Origin of the sequence: Sphingopyxis sp., from assembly GCF_036402335.1 — a bacterium.
In the GTDB taxonomy this organism is placed as follows: domain Bacteria; phylum Pseudomonadota; class Alphaproteobacteria; order Sphingomonadales; family Sphingomonadaceae; genus Sphingopyxis.
Genome location: NZ_DASWTD010000433.1, coordinates 1 through 12,291, shown reverse-complemented (window position 1 = coordinate 12,291; position 12,291 = coordinate 1). Strand labels below are relative to the sequence as shown.

The 12,291-nt window shown below is 64.7% G+C and carries 13 protein-coding genes; 3 read left to right on the top strand and 10 right to left on the bottom strand.

Annotated features, from left to right (window positions below; translation table 11 throughout):
- The 3 genes from sigJ to VGD20_RS14030 form a co-directional block, all read right to left on the bottom strand.
- On the bottom strand, positions 1–616 hold a 616-nt coding region (gene sigJ / locus VGD20_RS14040; protein ID WP_331135044.1), incomplete at its 3' end, for an RNA polymerase sigma factor SigJ.
- Positions 616–1,071: a carboxymuconolactone decarboxylase family protein gene (locus VGD20_RS14035; protein ID WP_331135043.1), complete on the bottom strand. Its 456-nt coding sequence runs from the start codon at positions 1,069–1,071 to the stop codon at positions 616–618. The genes VGD20_RS14035 and sigJ, both read right to left, overlap by 1 nt.
- Before the next feature lies 1 nt (position 1,072).
- Positions 1,073–1,279 (bottom strand): hypothetical protein, encoded by a 207-nt coding sequence (locus tag VGD20_RS14030; protein ID WP_331135042.1) that lies wholly within the window; start codon positions 1,277–1,279, stop codon positions 1,073–1,075.
- Between VGD20_RS14030 and VGD20_RS14025 the strand changes: the two genes are divergently transcribed.
- On the top strand, positions 1,278–1,658 hold the full coding sequence (locus tag VGD20_RS14025) for a DoxX family protein (protein WP_331135041.1): 381 nt from the start codon (positions 1,278–1,280) through the stop codon (positions 1,656–1,658). The genes VGD20_RS14030 and VGD20_RS14025 overlap by 2 nt on opposite strands.
- A 4-nt stretch (positions 1,659–1,662) precedes the next feature.
- On the opposite strand, the gene VGD20_RS14020 is transcribed toward VGD20_RS14025, so the two are convergent.
- Complete coding sequence (locus VGD20_RS14020) at positions 1,663–3,162, bottom strand: GGDEF domain-containing protein (RefSeq protein WP_331135040.1); 1,500 nt, start codon at positions 3,160–3,162, stop codon at positions 1,663–1,665.
- Between the two features lie 159 nt (positions 3,163–3,321).
- Here VGD20_RS14020 and VGD20_RS14015 point away from each other — a divergent pair, with 159 nt between their 5' ends.
- On the top strand, positions 3,322–3,786 hold the full coding sequence (locus VGD20_RS14015) for a MarR family transcriptional regulator (protein WP_331135039.1): 465 nt from the start codon (positions 3,322–3,324) through the stop codon (positions 3,784–3,786).
- A 76-nt stretch (positions 3,787–3,862) separates the two neighbouring features.
- Here VGD20_RS14015 and VGD20_RS14010 read toward each other — a convergent pair whose 3' ends face one another.
- Complete coding sequence (locus VGD20_RS14010; RefSeq protein WP_331135038.1) at positions 3,863–4,840, bottom strand: DUF6607 family protein; 978 nt, start codon at positions 4,838–4,840, stop codon at positions 3,863–3,865.
- Positions 4,841–4,862: 22 nt separating this feature from the next.
- Positions 4,863–7,163, bottom strand: a complete 2,301-nt coding sequence (locus tag VGD20_RS14005; protein ID WP_331135037.1) for a TonB-dependent hemoglobin/transferrin/lactoferrin family receptor — start codon at positions 7,161–7,163, stop codon at positions 4,863–4,865.
- A gap of 211 nt (positions 7,164–7,374) precedes the next feature.
- Between VGD20_RS14005 and VGD20_RS14000 the strand changes: the two genes are divergently transcribed.
- Complete coding sequence (locus VGD20_RS14000) at positions 7,375–8,493, top strand: hypothetical protein (protein WP_331135036.1); 1,119 nt, start codon at positions 7,375–7,377, stop codon at positions 8,491–8,493.
- A 9-nt stretch (positions 8,494–8,502) separates the two neighbouring features.
- On the opposite strand, the gene VGD20_RS13995 is transcribed toward VGD20_RS14000, so the two are convergent.
- The 4 genes from VGD20_RS13995 to VGD20_RS13980 form a co-directional block, all read right to left on the bottom strand.
- Entirely contained in the window at positions 8,503–9,510 is a 1,008-nt protein-coding gene (locus tag VGD20_RS13995) for a PhoH family protein (protein ID WP_331135035.1), read from the bottom strand.
- 129 nt (positions 9,511–9,639) lie between these two features.
- Entirely contained in the window at positions 9,640–10,977 is a 1,338-nt protein-coding gene (gene miaB / locus VGD20_RS13990) for a tRNA (N6-isopentenyl adenosine(37)-C2)-methylthiotransferase MiaB (RefSeq protein WP_331135034.1), read from the bottom strand.
- 7 nt (positions 10,978–10,984) lie between these two features.
- Positions 10,985–11,770: a lysophospholipid acyltransferase family protein gene (locus VGD20_RS13985; RefSeq protein ID WP_331135033.1), complete on the bottom strand. Its 786-nt coding sequence runs from the start codon at positions 11,768–11,770 to the stop codon at positions 10,985–10,987.
- Complete coding sequence (locus VGD20_RS13980) at positions 11,742–12,167, bottom strand: Fur family transcriptional regulator (protein WP_039575806.1); 426 nt, start codon at positions 12,165–12,167, stop codon at positions 11,742–11,744. Before VGD20_RS13980 ends, VGD20_RS13985 begins: the two co-directional genes overlap by 29 nt.
- Between the last annotated feature and the right edge of the window lie 124 nt (positions 12,168–12,291).

The window sequence follows — 12,291 nt, the reverse complement described above, 5'->3', positions numbered from 1 at the left end:
CGGCCCACATGCCAACGTCCGCGGCAAGTAGCGCGCCGAGCGCGCGCATGTCGCCGCTGCGCGAGGCAGCGAAAAAGGCGTCGGCGATCTGGAGCCCCCGCTCCTTTTCGAGCTTGTAGCGCGGGCGGGCGTCGCGAACATGGGTACGCGCGCGCGCCGCGAGCTGGCGCGTCGCCGCAGGGTCGCGGTCGATCGTCGTCGCCACCTCTTCGAACCCGACGCCGAAGACGTCGTGGAGCAGGAAGGCGGCCCGCTCGAGTGGTGACAGGCGTTCGAGCGCGAGCATCAGCGGCAGCGTGACGTCATCCTCCTCCTCCTCCTCGACCAGCGGGTCGGGAAGCCACGGACCAACATAGGTCTCGCGCCGGTTTCGCGCCGACTTGATCTGGTCGAGGCAGAGCCGCGTCACGGTGCGGCGGAGAAAGGCCGCAGGCTCGCGCACTGCGCTGCGGTCGGTACCGAGCCAGCGAATGAAGGCATCCTGCACCACATCCTCGGCATCGGCAACCGAGCCGAGCATGCGATACGCGACGCGGGTGAGGAGCGGACGCAGCGGGTCGAAACTCGTCGCCGCGTCCGCCGCATCCACCGCGCCCGGGATGCCTTCCGGGGTCATCAGGCCGCCTTCAGTGCGCCGTTTTCGTACCACAGGTCGAAACCGACCGCGATCCGGTTCCAGCCGTTGATGACGTTGATCATGACGGTCAGGTTCACCTGTTCCTCCGGGGTGAAATGAGCTTCGAGCGCGTCCTTCGCCACCTTCTGTGTGTGCCCTGCGGACAGGGTGGTCAAGGCATCGGTCCATGCGAGCGCGGCACGCTCGCGGTCGGTGTAGACGGGGGCTTCGTGCCAGGCGGCGAGCAGATAGATGCGCTGTTCGCTCTCACCCTTCGCACGGGCTTCGACGGTGTGCATGTTGATGCAGTTGGCGCAGCCATTGAGGATCGACGAGCGGATTTTCACCAGTTCGATCAGGCTCGCCTCGAGGCTCTTTTCTGCCGCAAGGCTTGCGGCCATCCACTGTTTCATCAACTGCGGCGCGGCGGCGTAGGGATCGGTTACCTTGGTCATGTCATGTCTCCTTTGCGGGTTGTGCCGATATGACGAGACCCCGCTCGCGGATGTGACATGCAGCATGATCTTTTTTTAAAGCGGATGACTTTTTTCCCGGCGAAGCCAACCAAAACTCTGGAAACACACCGTTTCCCATAATGCGCTTTGACCGGCCATAAAGCTGCACTAGCATCACCCCATCTTTCGGCAGGAGGGGAAAATCCATGAAGTTTCTCGATGGTTTCGGCGAGCAGGCCTATGCTCTGCTGCGCATCGTTGCGGGCCTGTTGTTCATTGCGCATGGCGTGCAGAAATTCTTCAACTTCCCCGTCGCCTTTCCGATGCCACTGAACCCGATGCTGCAGGCGGCGGGGACGATCGAGCTGATCGCCGGCGGCCTGATCGTCGTCGGCCTGTTCACCCGCCCCGCAGCGTTCGTCGCCAGCGGCATGTCGGCCGTCGGTTACTGGACCGCACACGCGCCTCAAGGGCTTTATCCGATCGTCAACGGCGGCGAGACGATCATCCTCTATTGCTTCATCTTCCTGTTCATCGCGACCCGCGGCGCCGGAATCTGGAGCGTCGAGGGTGCGACGAAGAAATAGCGCATCATTCCGTGGCGGCCGGATGCGCCATCGTCCGGTTGCGACCGCACTGCTTTGCCTCGTAGAGCGCCGCATCGGCAGCGGCAATCAGCGCCGCGACGTCGCCGTCCGCGACATGGTCGATATGACCGATGCCGATGCTGACGGTCACATGGCCAAGCGGCGCCGGTGACCGGAGGTCGAGCCGTTCGACCGTACCGCGCATCGTTTCGGCGAGCAGCATCGCCTGCGAGGGCGTTACCGCAGGCAGGATCACCGCGAATTCCTCGCCGCCGTAGCGCGCGACAATGTCCGATGCGCGTGTCGCGCACGCCGCGAGCGCCTGTGCGACATCGTGCAGCCGCCGGTCGCCGACCGGATGGCCAAAACTGTCGTTGAGCAGCTTGAAATGATCGACGTCGATCATCAGCAGGGCCAGCCCCTCCCCCGTACGATGCGCGCGCAGCCATTCGCGGCGCAGGCTGGCGTCGAACTGGCGCCGGTTCGCAAGACCGGTCAGCGCATCGACGAGCGTCAGGCGCTCGAGCTGGTCGTGCGCGTTCAGGCTGCGGATCTGTACGAAGATATTGCGAAAGCCATAGCCGAGGATCGCCGCAGCGCAGCCCGCGATGGCATGGACCGGGCTCGAGCGGACCAGCACCGCCGACACGATCAGAAGCATTGCCGGCAGCATCAGCGGACCGCCCACCCGCACTGCCTGTTCGAACGAGAGCGATGCGCGCGAGGCCGCGTCTCCCGCCCCCGCATCGGCCAGCGCGAGCCCGCCGAGCATCAGGAACGGCAGCCCGATCGCGATGTCGGGCCATTGCCCGTAATAGACGTCCGAATGCAGGTGATTGATGAAGGCCGCGGTCGCGAGATACAATATGGCATAAATGGCGAGGCTGCCGAAGAAGCGACGTTGCGCGGGATCGGCGCTGGCGTGAAACCGGATCAGCGCAAACAGCACGATGAACAGGTTTTCGATATCGAACATCGACCGCAGGCGGCCGACATTTTCGGGGCTTGCATCCGCCATGGTGGCGAAAGCAAAGGTGTGACGGAAGAACAGATAGCCGAGACCGAGCGCCAGCCCCGCATCGATCAGGCGCACCAGCCAATGTTCGTGCTCGGGGACGGCGAGGACGAGGATGATCGGGACGCCGTAAAGGATGAACAGCAACATGCTGAGCGCGCCGACACCCGACCAGCTGTCGAGCACCAGGCCCGCGTAGAGGTTGCCGGCCATGCCGCCCGCCCAGAGCAGCATTGCGACCGCAAGCGCGATCCAGCCGCGCACATAGCCGTCCCGCCGCGCGCGATAGAGACAGGCCGTACCGGCCATCAGCGGCGCGGCGGTGAGGAAGATGAGCGAGACGAGCCAGGCATGCCGGCCGCTGGCGAGCAGCAGGGCGCCATGCAGGATGACGAAGACGAGCGGCAAGAGGACGGCTTGGAGGCATGCCGCGGTGGACTGCCACGACGCGATCGATTGGCTGCTATCCTCTTGGCTTTGAAAGGGCATCTTGCGTCCATTACACCATTGGACGAAGCTTGGCATGCGCCGGTTAGCAAATGATGTCACCCCCCGCGAGCGGCGTCGTCGCGCACGCGATTCTTGTGCCATTGCGATTTAATCGCATACGATATATATAGACAATACCGTTCCGATATGGAGACCAGGATGCCCCCTCCCACCCCCGCGCCCGTCGAGGACCGATCGCTCTCGGACTTTCTGTGCTTTGCCATCTATTCGGCAAATCTGGCGTTCGGCCGCGCATACAAGCCGATTCTCGATGAATTCGACCTGACCTATACGCAATATATCGCGATGGTCGCGCTCGCCGAGGAAAACGAACAGACCGTGGGCGAGCTGGGCGAGCGCCTGTTCCTGGAATCGAACACGCTGACCCCGATCCTGAAAAAACTGGAATCGATGGGTTTTGTGACGCGTCGCCGCAATCCCGCGGACGAACGGCAAGTCCGGGTGAGCCTGCTCCCCGCTGGCCGCGAAGTGCTGGCCAGAGACCCCGGCCGCATCCTGTATGATGCAACGGAGCTCGGGGACGATTTCTTTCCGGTGCAGCAATCGGTCGTCCGGCTGCGCGACAGCCTGCTACGGCATAACCGGCGCGGCGGGAAGGACTGACACCCCTTTTCCCGCAAAAGCGCGGGCGGCGCTTGCGGGGCCGCCCGCAGTTCCGGGCTTCACATGGTGAAGATCATCAAAGCTTCCGCGTATTCGCCTCGATCAGCTTCTTCGCCTCGGCGATCGCCTTGGCGGTGGTCAGCTTCCCGCCCTGAACCTCGTCGGCCATTTCGAGCAGGCGGCCGCTGATCACGGTGCCGGTGTCGGCTTTTTCGTCGATGGCAATGCCGCCCTTGGTCGTCGCGACACGGTCCCACTCGGCGCGCACCGCTGCCCAATAATCCTTGGTCGCGGCCCAATAATCGTCGGCCGCCTTCACGTCATACTGGTCATATTTGATATAGGTGTTGAGGACATATTCCTGGACGATCGGCACCAGCTTGCCGTCCTTGGTGCCCATCTTGGTATTGTCCTGCCAATGGACCCAGCCATCGGGCGACGGCTGGTGGCGGTTGATCGAGAGATAGCGGTCATACACCGGGTTCCGCACGGCATCGCGGCGCGCCAGCGGGCGCCACGTCCAGTTCGAGCGCCAGCGGCGGACGCCGCCCTGCGTTTCGAACTGACCCCACCCGCCGTAACGCGGGCTGTCGTCGACCTGCCAGACCGTCTGCGACCAGCGGCCGGTGCGCATCCGCTCGGGGACGTCTTCCCACGTCCACGCGTTGCGATCGGAATAGACGAGCAGCTTGGCGGGCTCATATTCCCAGTCCTGCCGCCAATGCTTGATGATCATGCTCTTGTCGTCGTCGCCGGTGATGACGAGCATATGCTGCAGGCTGATCTTGCGGCCCGTATCCTCGATCACGCGCACGACCTCGTTGCCGCCCGAACGCTTCGGTTCGAGGACTTCATAGGCCGGATCCCAGCGCGTCGATTCCTGCATGTTGAAGCTGACGCGGTAATTGCCCGCCATCGCGAGGATGTCGGCGCGGTCCTGTTCGAAATTGGCGGCGGCGGCTTCAGCCGCGATCGGCGGGTGGGCCGAAGCTATGACGGGCAGTGCGGCGGTGATCAGCAACAGGCTGGCGGCGAGCCTATGATAATTTTTCATCGATGCAGTCCTTTTCGTTATTCTAGAAACGGAAGCTCAGCGACACGCTCGCGTTGCGGCCGGGCTGGGTGTAGGCGTCAGCGCTCGCGGGAATGGCCAATGTCGGCGGCGTCCCGGGGGGCGAGCCGACCGGCGGCGGCACCCGCGTCATCGCGAGCCTGCCCACGTCGCTCCACCAACTGTATTTCTTGTCGAGGATGTTGAAGACGCCGACGCGCAGGGTCAGCCCATCGGTTATACGCGCAAAGGCGGTCGCATCGAGGATGGTGAAGGCGTCGGGACGGAAGCATTCGGGGGTGCAGAGCCCCGTCGTGCGCGACGCTTCCTTGCGGCCGGCGTGCGTCATGACGATCTGGCCGCCGAAGCGCCCTTCGCGCTCGCGGTAGCCGACCCCGGCGACAAGCTTCAGCGGATCGATCGAGTCGAGCGGCGAGCGGACACCCTCGGGATCGATGATGTCGCCTTTCGCATAGGATAGGGCGAGCGTCGTATACAGGCCGGACGACGCTCGCCCCTCGAACCGCGCCTCGGCCCCTTTGACCCGGACGCGATCGAGATTCACGAATTGATAGAGGATGGGGTCGGCGATCGACCCGCTTCCACCGACCTCTTCCTGGCTGATGAAATCCTTGTACCGCGCCGAAAAACCGGTGACGTCGAGGCTGATCGCGTCGCTGGAAAAGCGCACGCCGCCTTCGAAGCTCTCGCTGCGTTCGGGGCCGAGATCGGGGTTCGGGAGCGTACGATACGAGAAGAAGGGCGAGGTCAGATTTTCGAAGAACTGGTTCACCTGTCCCGGTTCGGGCGCCTTGAAGCCGGTCGCATAATTGGCGAACAGCCGGACCTGATCGGTGACTTTCCACACCGCACCGAACTTCGGCGAGACGCGCGAACCGTCCTGCTTGGCACCCCGGAAGGCCGGAAGCAGCGGGTCATTGTCGGGCGACAGGTCGAACCAGTCGAAGCGCAGCGCCGGATAGAGCAGCAGACGCCCGTCGGCGATCGCGATTTCGTCGCCGACAAAAAGCCCCGCGCGGGTGAAATCGGTGCTCGGGAACGCGCGGGTCGGGTAGGTTTCGCCCGCCGGCGGAACGGTGCCGCCGCGCAGGCCACGCTGACGCGTCTTGCTGATGTCGCCACCGAAGACGAGGCGGTGCGTGATCGCGCCGGTCGTGAAATCGGCGCGTGCATCGGCCGATGCGCCGAAAACGCGGTTTTCGAAGGTGTTGAGACGCGTGCGATCGAGCGATGGCGTGCGATCTTCCTCGGTATATTGCCGGTCCTCGCCATCCTGCCAGTAAAGCGCGACGCGCGCGAAATCGATCGCCCCCTCGCCTTCCCAACTCCAGTCGAACGAGACGCGCTTGCGTTCTCCCGTATCGAAACCTTCGAGCCGGTCGACGGTCGCGCCAAGGCCGTTCGGTCCCAAGCCGCTCAGCGCGTTGGTATAGAGGCGCGTGTCGAGATACTCGCCGGTCAGGCGCAGCTTGTGGCCGTTTGCGGGATCGTAGACGATGCGCGCCAGCGCGGCGTCCGAGCGGCCGTCCTGCGGATTGGCACGCGTTCGGGTGGCGCCGGTGCCGTTTTCGTCCCCGAGGCTGCCCTGATTTTCCAGTTCCTTGTAATCGCGGCGGGTATAGGCCGCCATGACCGACCAGTCGCCGCTGCGGCCCGCGAGAATCGCGGTCTCGCTGAACTCCTCGTCGGCGCTGCTGTAACCGGCACGGAGGAGGCCGCCGACATTCTTGCCCGGCTCGAGGAAGTCCGACGGGTCGGACGTAATGAAGCTGACCGCGCCGGCTAGGCCGTCGCTGCCATAGAGCGCCGACGACGGACCGCGCAGGATCTCGACCGATTTGACGAGACCGAGGTCGACATAGTCGCCGCGCCCCGATGCCTGCGCGCCGAAACTGAAGCCGTCGGGAACGCGGACGCCATCGACCTGGATCAGCACACGGTTGCCGCCGATGCCCCGGATATTGAAGCTGTCGTTGCCGGCACGGCCGGTGGCGCCGAGCGCGGCACCGAAGCGCGCGGGCTGGCGCTGGACGCTGACGCCGGGTTCGAAGCGGACGAGGTCGCGGATGTCGGTGACGAGTTCGTCGGCGATCTGCTCGTCGGTCTTGACGGTCACGGTGACGGGCACATCCTCCGCCCGGACGGCGGTGCGCGTCGCGGTGACGACGATCTGGTTCTTGCGGGCGGCCCAATAGTCGCCGTCATTGTCCTGCGCAAAGGCCGGCGGAGCAACAGCGGCGAGCACAAGGCCCAGCGCGGTACCTGCGGCAAGGCGGGTGGCGGACAACGAAGGCTGCGTGATCAAATGTCTTCCCCTTATAGATTGCGATTGATTCGCAATAGCGGCGCTCTAGGCGCGCAGAAGCAAGGGGTCAAGCATTATGCTATTGAGAATCGTTTGCGTATTATGAGGGCAAATCGGGCGGACCCGCCCGGCCGGCTGGGGCGCAGATATTAACCAAAGTTCAAGTCGGGCGCGCGATAAGCGGGCATCGACCAACCACCGCGAGCCCGCCATGCCCTTCCCTCATGATATCCAGTCGGCGCTGCTGTTCGACGCACCCGTCCGCCATCTCGAAGCCGTGATGCGCAGCTTTGTGCAGATCGAGACCGCGCGCACGGGCGTGGGCTATAATCTGGTCGAAGCGAGACCCGGGGTCTTTTATCGCCTGTTCGGCGGCGGCGAGTTGATGGTCACACTCGAATATGTGGCGGCACCGGCCAAGGCCGAAGTGTTCAAGCCGGCGATGAGTTCGGCGATCACGCGCCTCTATTGTCCCGAAATGGGCGAGCGGCTGATGCGGCACAAATCGCATATCCTGATCGGCGTATCGGAGGGCACGATCCCGTCGACGCCCGACATCGACCGGATGCTGGCGCAGATCGGTTATCAGAAACCGGGCGCGACGCTGCCGCAGTTCATCCGCCGGCTGGAAGCCTGCGCGCTGCTGTCACGCCTCGCGATGGACGAAGTTCCGGCGAGCGTCGTCCACTGGACGCAGAGCGACCAGTTGATCCCTGGGGAGATGTTCGACGCGCTTGCCGCGGGCAGCGCGCCGGGGCCGCTCTATGTCCACCCCTATCTTTATAGCGGCGGGGAAGGACCGAACGGCAAGGCACTCGCAGGCATTCGCACCTTCGGTGCCGGCCATTTCATCGACCGCGAAATCCGTATCGAGCCGAGCGAATTGCCGTGGGCCGCGAATTTCGAGACGATCCTTGCCTTCCTGCGCGTCGCGACGACCTCGAACGGCTATATCATTCCTGACAACGACACCTTCGGACCCGAAGATCACAGCGTATCGTACCGCGTTCGCCACATTTCCGCGAGCGACGACGATGTGGCGCTTTACGAGCTCGAGCCCTTGCTTCACCGCGAATATGGTTTTCAGGCGGAGAGCTATGTCCCGCGCGAGCGCGTATTCGACGATCGCTCGCCGCCCGCCGACCTGATGCCTGCCGCCACGAGCGAACGCCAGGAGCTGATCGACGAATGGCAGGCGAAGCGCGCGATGGCCGAAGGCATCGGCGGCCGGTTCGAGGTGCGCGCGCGAAACTCGCAGCCGGGAGCGCCCCCGCCGGCGCAACCGACCGGCTTCGGCGTCAGGCGAATGTTCGGGCGAAAGGCGGGCTGACGGCGGGCCTTAGCTACCCGGCCCCTCATAGGCGTCGACGATCCGCCCGACGATCGGGTGGCGCACGACGTCGGCGCTGGTGAAATAGCTGACGTTGATCCCCTCCAGCCCTTCGAGCCGGCCGACCGCGTCGGCGAGACCCGAAGTTGCCGGGATCGGCAAGTCGACCTGCTTGGGGTCACCGCAAATCACCATCCGGCTGTTCATGCCGAAGCGGGTGAGGAACATCTTCATCTGCGGGATCGTCGTATTCTGCGCCTCGTCGAGGATGATGAAGGCATCGGCGAGCGTGCGCCCGCGCATGAAGGCGAGCGGCGCGATCTCGATCTCCCCGCTCGCGATGCGGCGCTCGACCTGTTCGGCGGGCAGGCAGTCGTGGAGCGCGTCGTAGAGCGGGCGCAGATAGGGATCGACCTTTTCCTTCATGTCGCCGGGAAGGAAGCCGAGCTTTTCGCCCGCTTCGACCGCCGGACGCGAGAGGATCAGGCGCTGGACGCTGCCGGTGATGAGCTGCGCCACGGCTTGCGCGACGGCCAGATAGGTCTTGCCGGTGCCCGCCGGACCGAGCGCGAAAATCACGTCGTCGCGCGCGAGCGCCTGCATATAGGGAACCTGCGACGGCGCGCGCGGGACAATCGTCTTTTTGCGCGTCCGGATCATGATCGGCGGCGCTTCATCCTTGTCGTGGCGAATGATTCCCGCGAGCGTAGGCTGCGCCGACATCGCGATCACGCCGTCGACCATGCCGGCATCGACCTCCTGCCCCTGCTCGATACGATTGTAGAGATCGACGAGCACGTCACGGGCGCGCGCCGCGGCCTCGGCCTCCCCCTCGATCTGCACGCGGTTGCCACGCGCCGAAATATAGACGCCGAGGCGGTTCTCGATCGCGACGAGGTTGCGGTCGAATTCGCCAAACAAGATGCCCAACAGCTGCGTTCGCTCGAATTCCGCCGTCAACCGGACGCGGTCGCCGGGTTCGGCGGGGGCGGAGGCGGTCAGCGGGCGTTTGGACATATGGGCAGGGCTCCTTCGATCGAGAACAGGACTGTACTCCCGCGAAGACGGGAGTCCATCACTTGCAGGCTGGAATACGACGGAAGGAGACGGAGTGTGTCTTCGCGGAGACAGCTTCCGTCGCTGGCACTAGGCGGCTTCTTCCATCAACGCATCGGCGCCGAGGCTGTTCGGGCCGGCGGAGGTAATCCGCACATCGACCATGTCGCCGATCTTGAGCCCCGGCGCGCTGACATGCACCGACTGGAGCCACGGCGATTTACCGATCAGTTGGCCGTCGAGCTTGCCCTTGCGTTCGAGGAGCAGGCGCGTCGTGCGGCCGAGGCTGGCTTCGTTGAATGCTTGCTGCTGTTCGTTGAGCAACGCCTGCAGGCGCTGGAGACGGTCGTTCAATACCGCTTCGTCGATCTGGCCCTCCATCGTTGCGGCGGGAGTGCCCGGGCGGCGCGAATATTTGAAGCTGTACGCCATCGCGTAATTAGTCGCGCGGACGATATCGAGCGTCGCTTCGAAATCGGCGTCGGTCTCGCCGGGGAAACCGACGATGAAGTCGCCCGAGATCGCGATGTCGGGGCGAACCGCACGAACACGCTCGATGACCTTCAGATAACTCTCGACGCTGTGGCTGCGGTTCATCGCCGCGAGAATGCGATCGCTGCCGGCCTGCACCGGCAGGTGGAGGAAGGGCATGAGCTTGTCGACCTCGCCATGCGCGGCGATCAGCCCGTCGGTCATGTCGTTGGGGTGACTGGTGGTGTAGCGGATGCGTTCGAGCCCGTCCTCGCGCGCGAGTTCGCGGATCAGTCCGTCGAGGCCGATCGCCCGGCCCTTGTCATCCTCGCCGTCCCACGCGTTGACGTTCTGGCCGAGCAAGGTGATTTCGCGGACGCCGCCGGCGACGAGCGCACGCGCCTCGGCGATGAGGTCCACGAAGGGCCGGCTGATCTCGGCGCCGCGGGTGTAGGGCACGACGCAGTAAGTGCAGAATTTGTCGCAGCCTTCCTGCACGGTCAGGAAGGCGGTCGGGCGCTGGCCGCCGGCGCGCTTCGGCAGCGCGCCGAACTTGCTTTCGAGCGGCATGTCGAGGTCGATCGCCTTCTCGCCCTTTTCGGCGCGCGCAATCAGATCGGGCAGACGGTGATAGGCTTGGGGCCCGACGACGACATCGACAGAAGGCGCGCGGCGCGCGATCTCGGCGCCCTCCGCCTGCGCGACGCAGCCCGCGACCGCGATCGTCGGCGTGCTACCGTCGGCGCGCTTCAGCCGGCCGATGTCCGAATAGACCTTTTCGGCCGCCTTTTCGCGGATGTGGCAGGTGTTGAGCACGACAAGATCGGCGTCGGCGCCATCGGCGGCGGCGACATAGCCTTCGGCGCCCAGCATCTCGGCCATGCGCTCGCCGTCATAGACGTTCATCTGGCAGCCGAAGGATTTGACGTGGAAGGTCTTGGGAGAGTCGGATTTCATCGGCGCGCTATAGGCGAAGCGACGCGCGGGCGGAAGACCGCGCAATTTCCGCCGCAATCGTCGCGCGCGCCGCCTCGGCGAGCAGCTTGCGGTCGCCTTCGACGATGTCGGGGAGCGGGTCGAGATAGTGGATCGTCAGATGAACCGGACGCTTGCGTGCGAGCAGCCGCTTGAAATTGCCGAGCCCGGATTCGGGATCGAGCCACGCGATATCGTTCGCCTCATGTCCGTAATCGAGGAACACCGGCTGTACGCGTAGGTTCGGCGGGGTCGGAATCACCGCCTGGAACAGCGAGGCGCGGAAAGGCAGCAGGCCGTCGCCCGGTCCCGTCGTGCCCTCGGGAAACAGCGTCACCGGACGGCCGCGCGCGAGTGCGTTGCGCAGGTCGTTCGCCTGGTTGTGAATCTCGCGTCGCGCCTCGCGCTGGACATAGACGGTATGGTTCTGGTCGGCGAGCCAGCCGACGAGCGGCGTGGTCCCGACCTCGGCCTTCGACACAAAGGCCGAGCGTGCCGCGCCGCCCAATGCGAGGATGTCGAGCCAGCTGACATGGTTCGACACGAACAGCACATTGCGCCGGAGCCGCGTCCCCGTCGTCCGGATCCGCAGACCGGCGATCCAGCCCGCCGCGTTCATAAATGCCATGACCATCGGCGACGGGCGACCGACGGCGCGATAGAAGAGATGCGGGACGATCAGGAAAAGGAGCGCCAGCACCATCAGGGCGAGACGGGCGACCGTCCGCCAGGTAATCGCGCTGCGATCAGTCGCGCTTGCGATCGATGGCGACACCGTAAAGCTCCATGCGGTGGTCGACGAGGCGGAAGCCAAGCCGTTCGGCGATCACCTTCTGCAACGCCTCGAGCTCGGGATCGACGAATTCGATCACCTTGCCCGTTTCGACATCGATCAGATGGTCGTGATGCGCCTCGGGCGCGGCTTCGTAGCGCGAGCGACCGTCGCCAAAATCGTGGCGATCGAGAATGCCGGCTTCTTCGAACAGACGGACGGTGCGGTAAACGGTCGCGATCGAGATACCGCTGTCGAGCTTGGACGCGCGCTCATAGAGCGTCTCGACGTCGGGATGATCCTCCGAATCCGAGATCACGCGCGCAATGATGCGGCGCTGCTCGGTGATACGCAGTCCCTTTTCGTGGCACAATGCTTCGAGATCGATGTTACCGGACATGCGGGCCTTTCCTGCAATATGCAGCCGTGTCGTTCTTCTGCAATCTGTATAGGCACGGCCCGCGCATAGGACAAGGGCGGCGCCATCGCGGCACCGCCCTCACCTGCCCTGCCGGGCCGCCGTT

What these genes read in the sequence shown, in the direction of transcription:
- miaB (WP_331135034.1), bottom strand. Translation starts at nt 10,977, where the DNA reads ATGAAATCCGACTCTCCCAAGACCTTCCACGTCAAATCCTTCGGCTGC.
- VGD20_RS14025 (WP_331135041.1), top strand. Translation starts at nt 1,278, where the DNA reads ATGAAGTTTCTCGATGGTTTCGGCGAGCAGGCCTATGCTCTGCTGCGC.
- VGD20_RS14010 (WP_331135038.1), bottom strand. Translation starts at nt 4,840, where the DNA reads ATGAAAAATTATCATAGGCTCGCCGCCAGCCTGTTGCTGATCACCGCC.
- VGD20_RS14000 (WP_331135036.1), top strand. Translation starts at nt 7,375, where the DNA reads ATGCCCTTCCCTCATGATATCCAGTCGGCGCTGCTGTTCGACGCACCC.
- VGD20_RS13980 (WP_039575806.1), bottom strand. Translation starts at nt 12,167, where the DNA reads ATGTCCGGTAACATCGATCTCGAAGCATTGTGCCACGAAAAGGGACTG.
- VGD20_RS13995 (WP_331135035.1), bottom strand. Translation starts at nt 9,510, where the DNA reads ATGTCCAAACGCCCGCTGACCGCCTCCGCCCCCGCCGAACCCGGCGAC.
- VGD20_RS14030 (WP_331135042.1), bottom strand. Translation starts at nt 1,279, where the DNA reads ATGGATTTTCCCCTCCTGCCGAAAGATGGGGTGATGCTAGTGCAGCTT.
- VGD20_RS14035 (WP_331135043.1), bottom strand. Translation starts at nt 1,071, where the DNA reads ATGACCAAGGTAACCGATCCCTACGCCGCCGCGCCGCAGTTGATGAAA.
- VGD20_RS14020 (WP_331135040.1), bottom strand. Translation starts at nt 3,162, where the DNA reads ATGCCCTTTCAAAGCCAAGAGGATAGCAGCCAATCGATCGCGTCGTGG.
- VGD20_RS14015 (WP_331135039.1), top strand. Translation starts at nt 3,322, where the DNA reads ATGCCCCCTCCCACCCCCGCGCCCGTCGAGGACCGATCGCTCTCGGAC.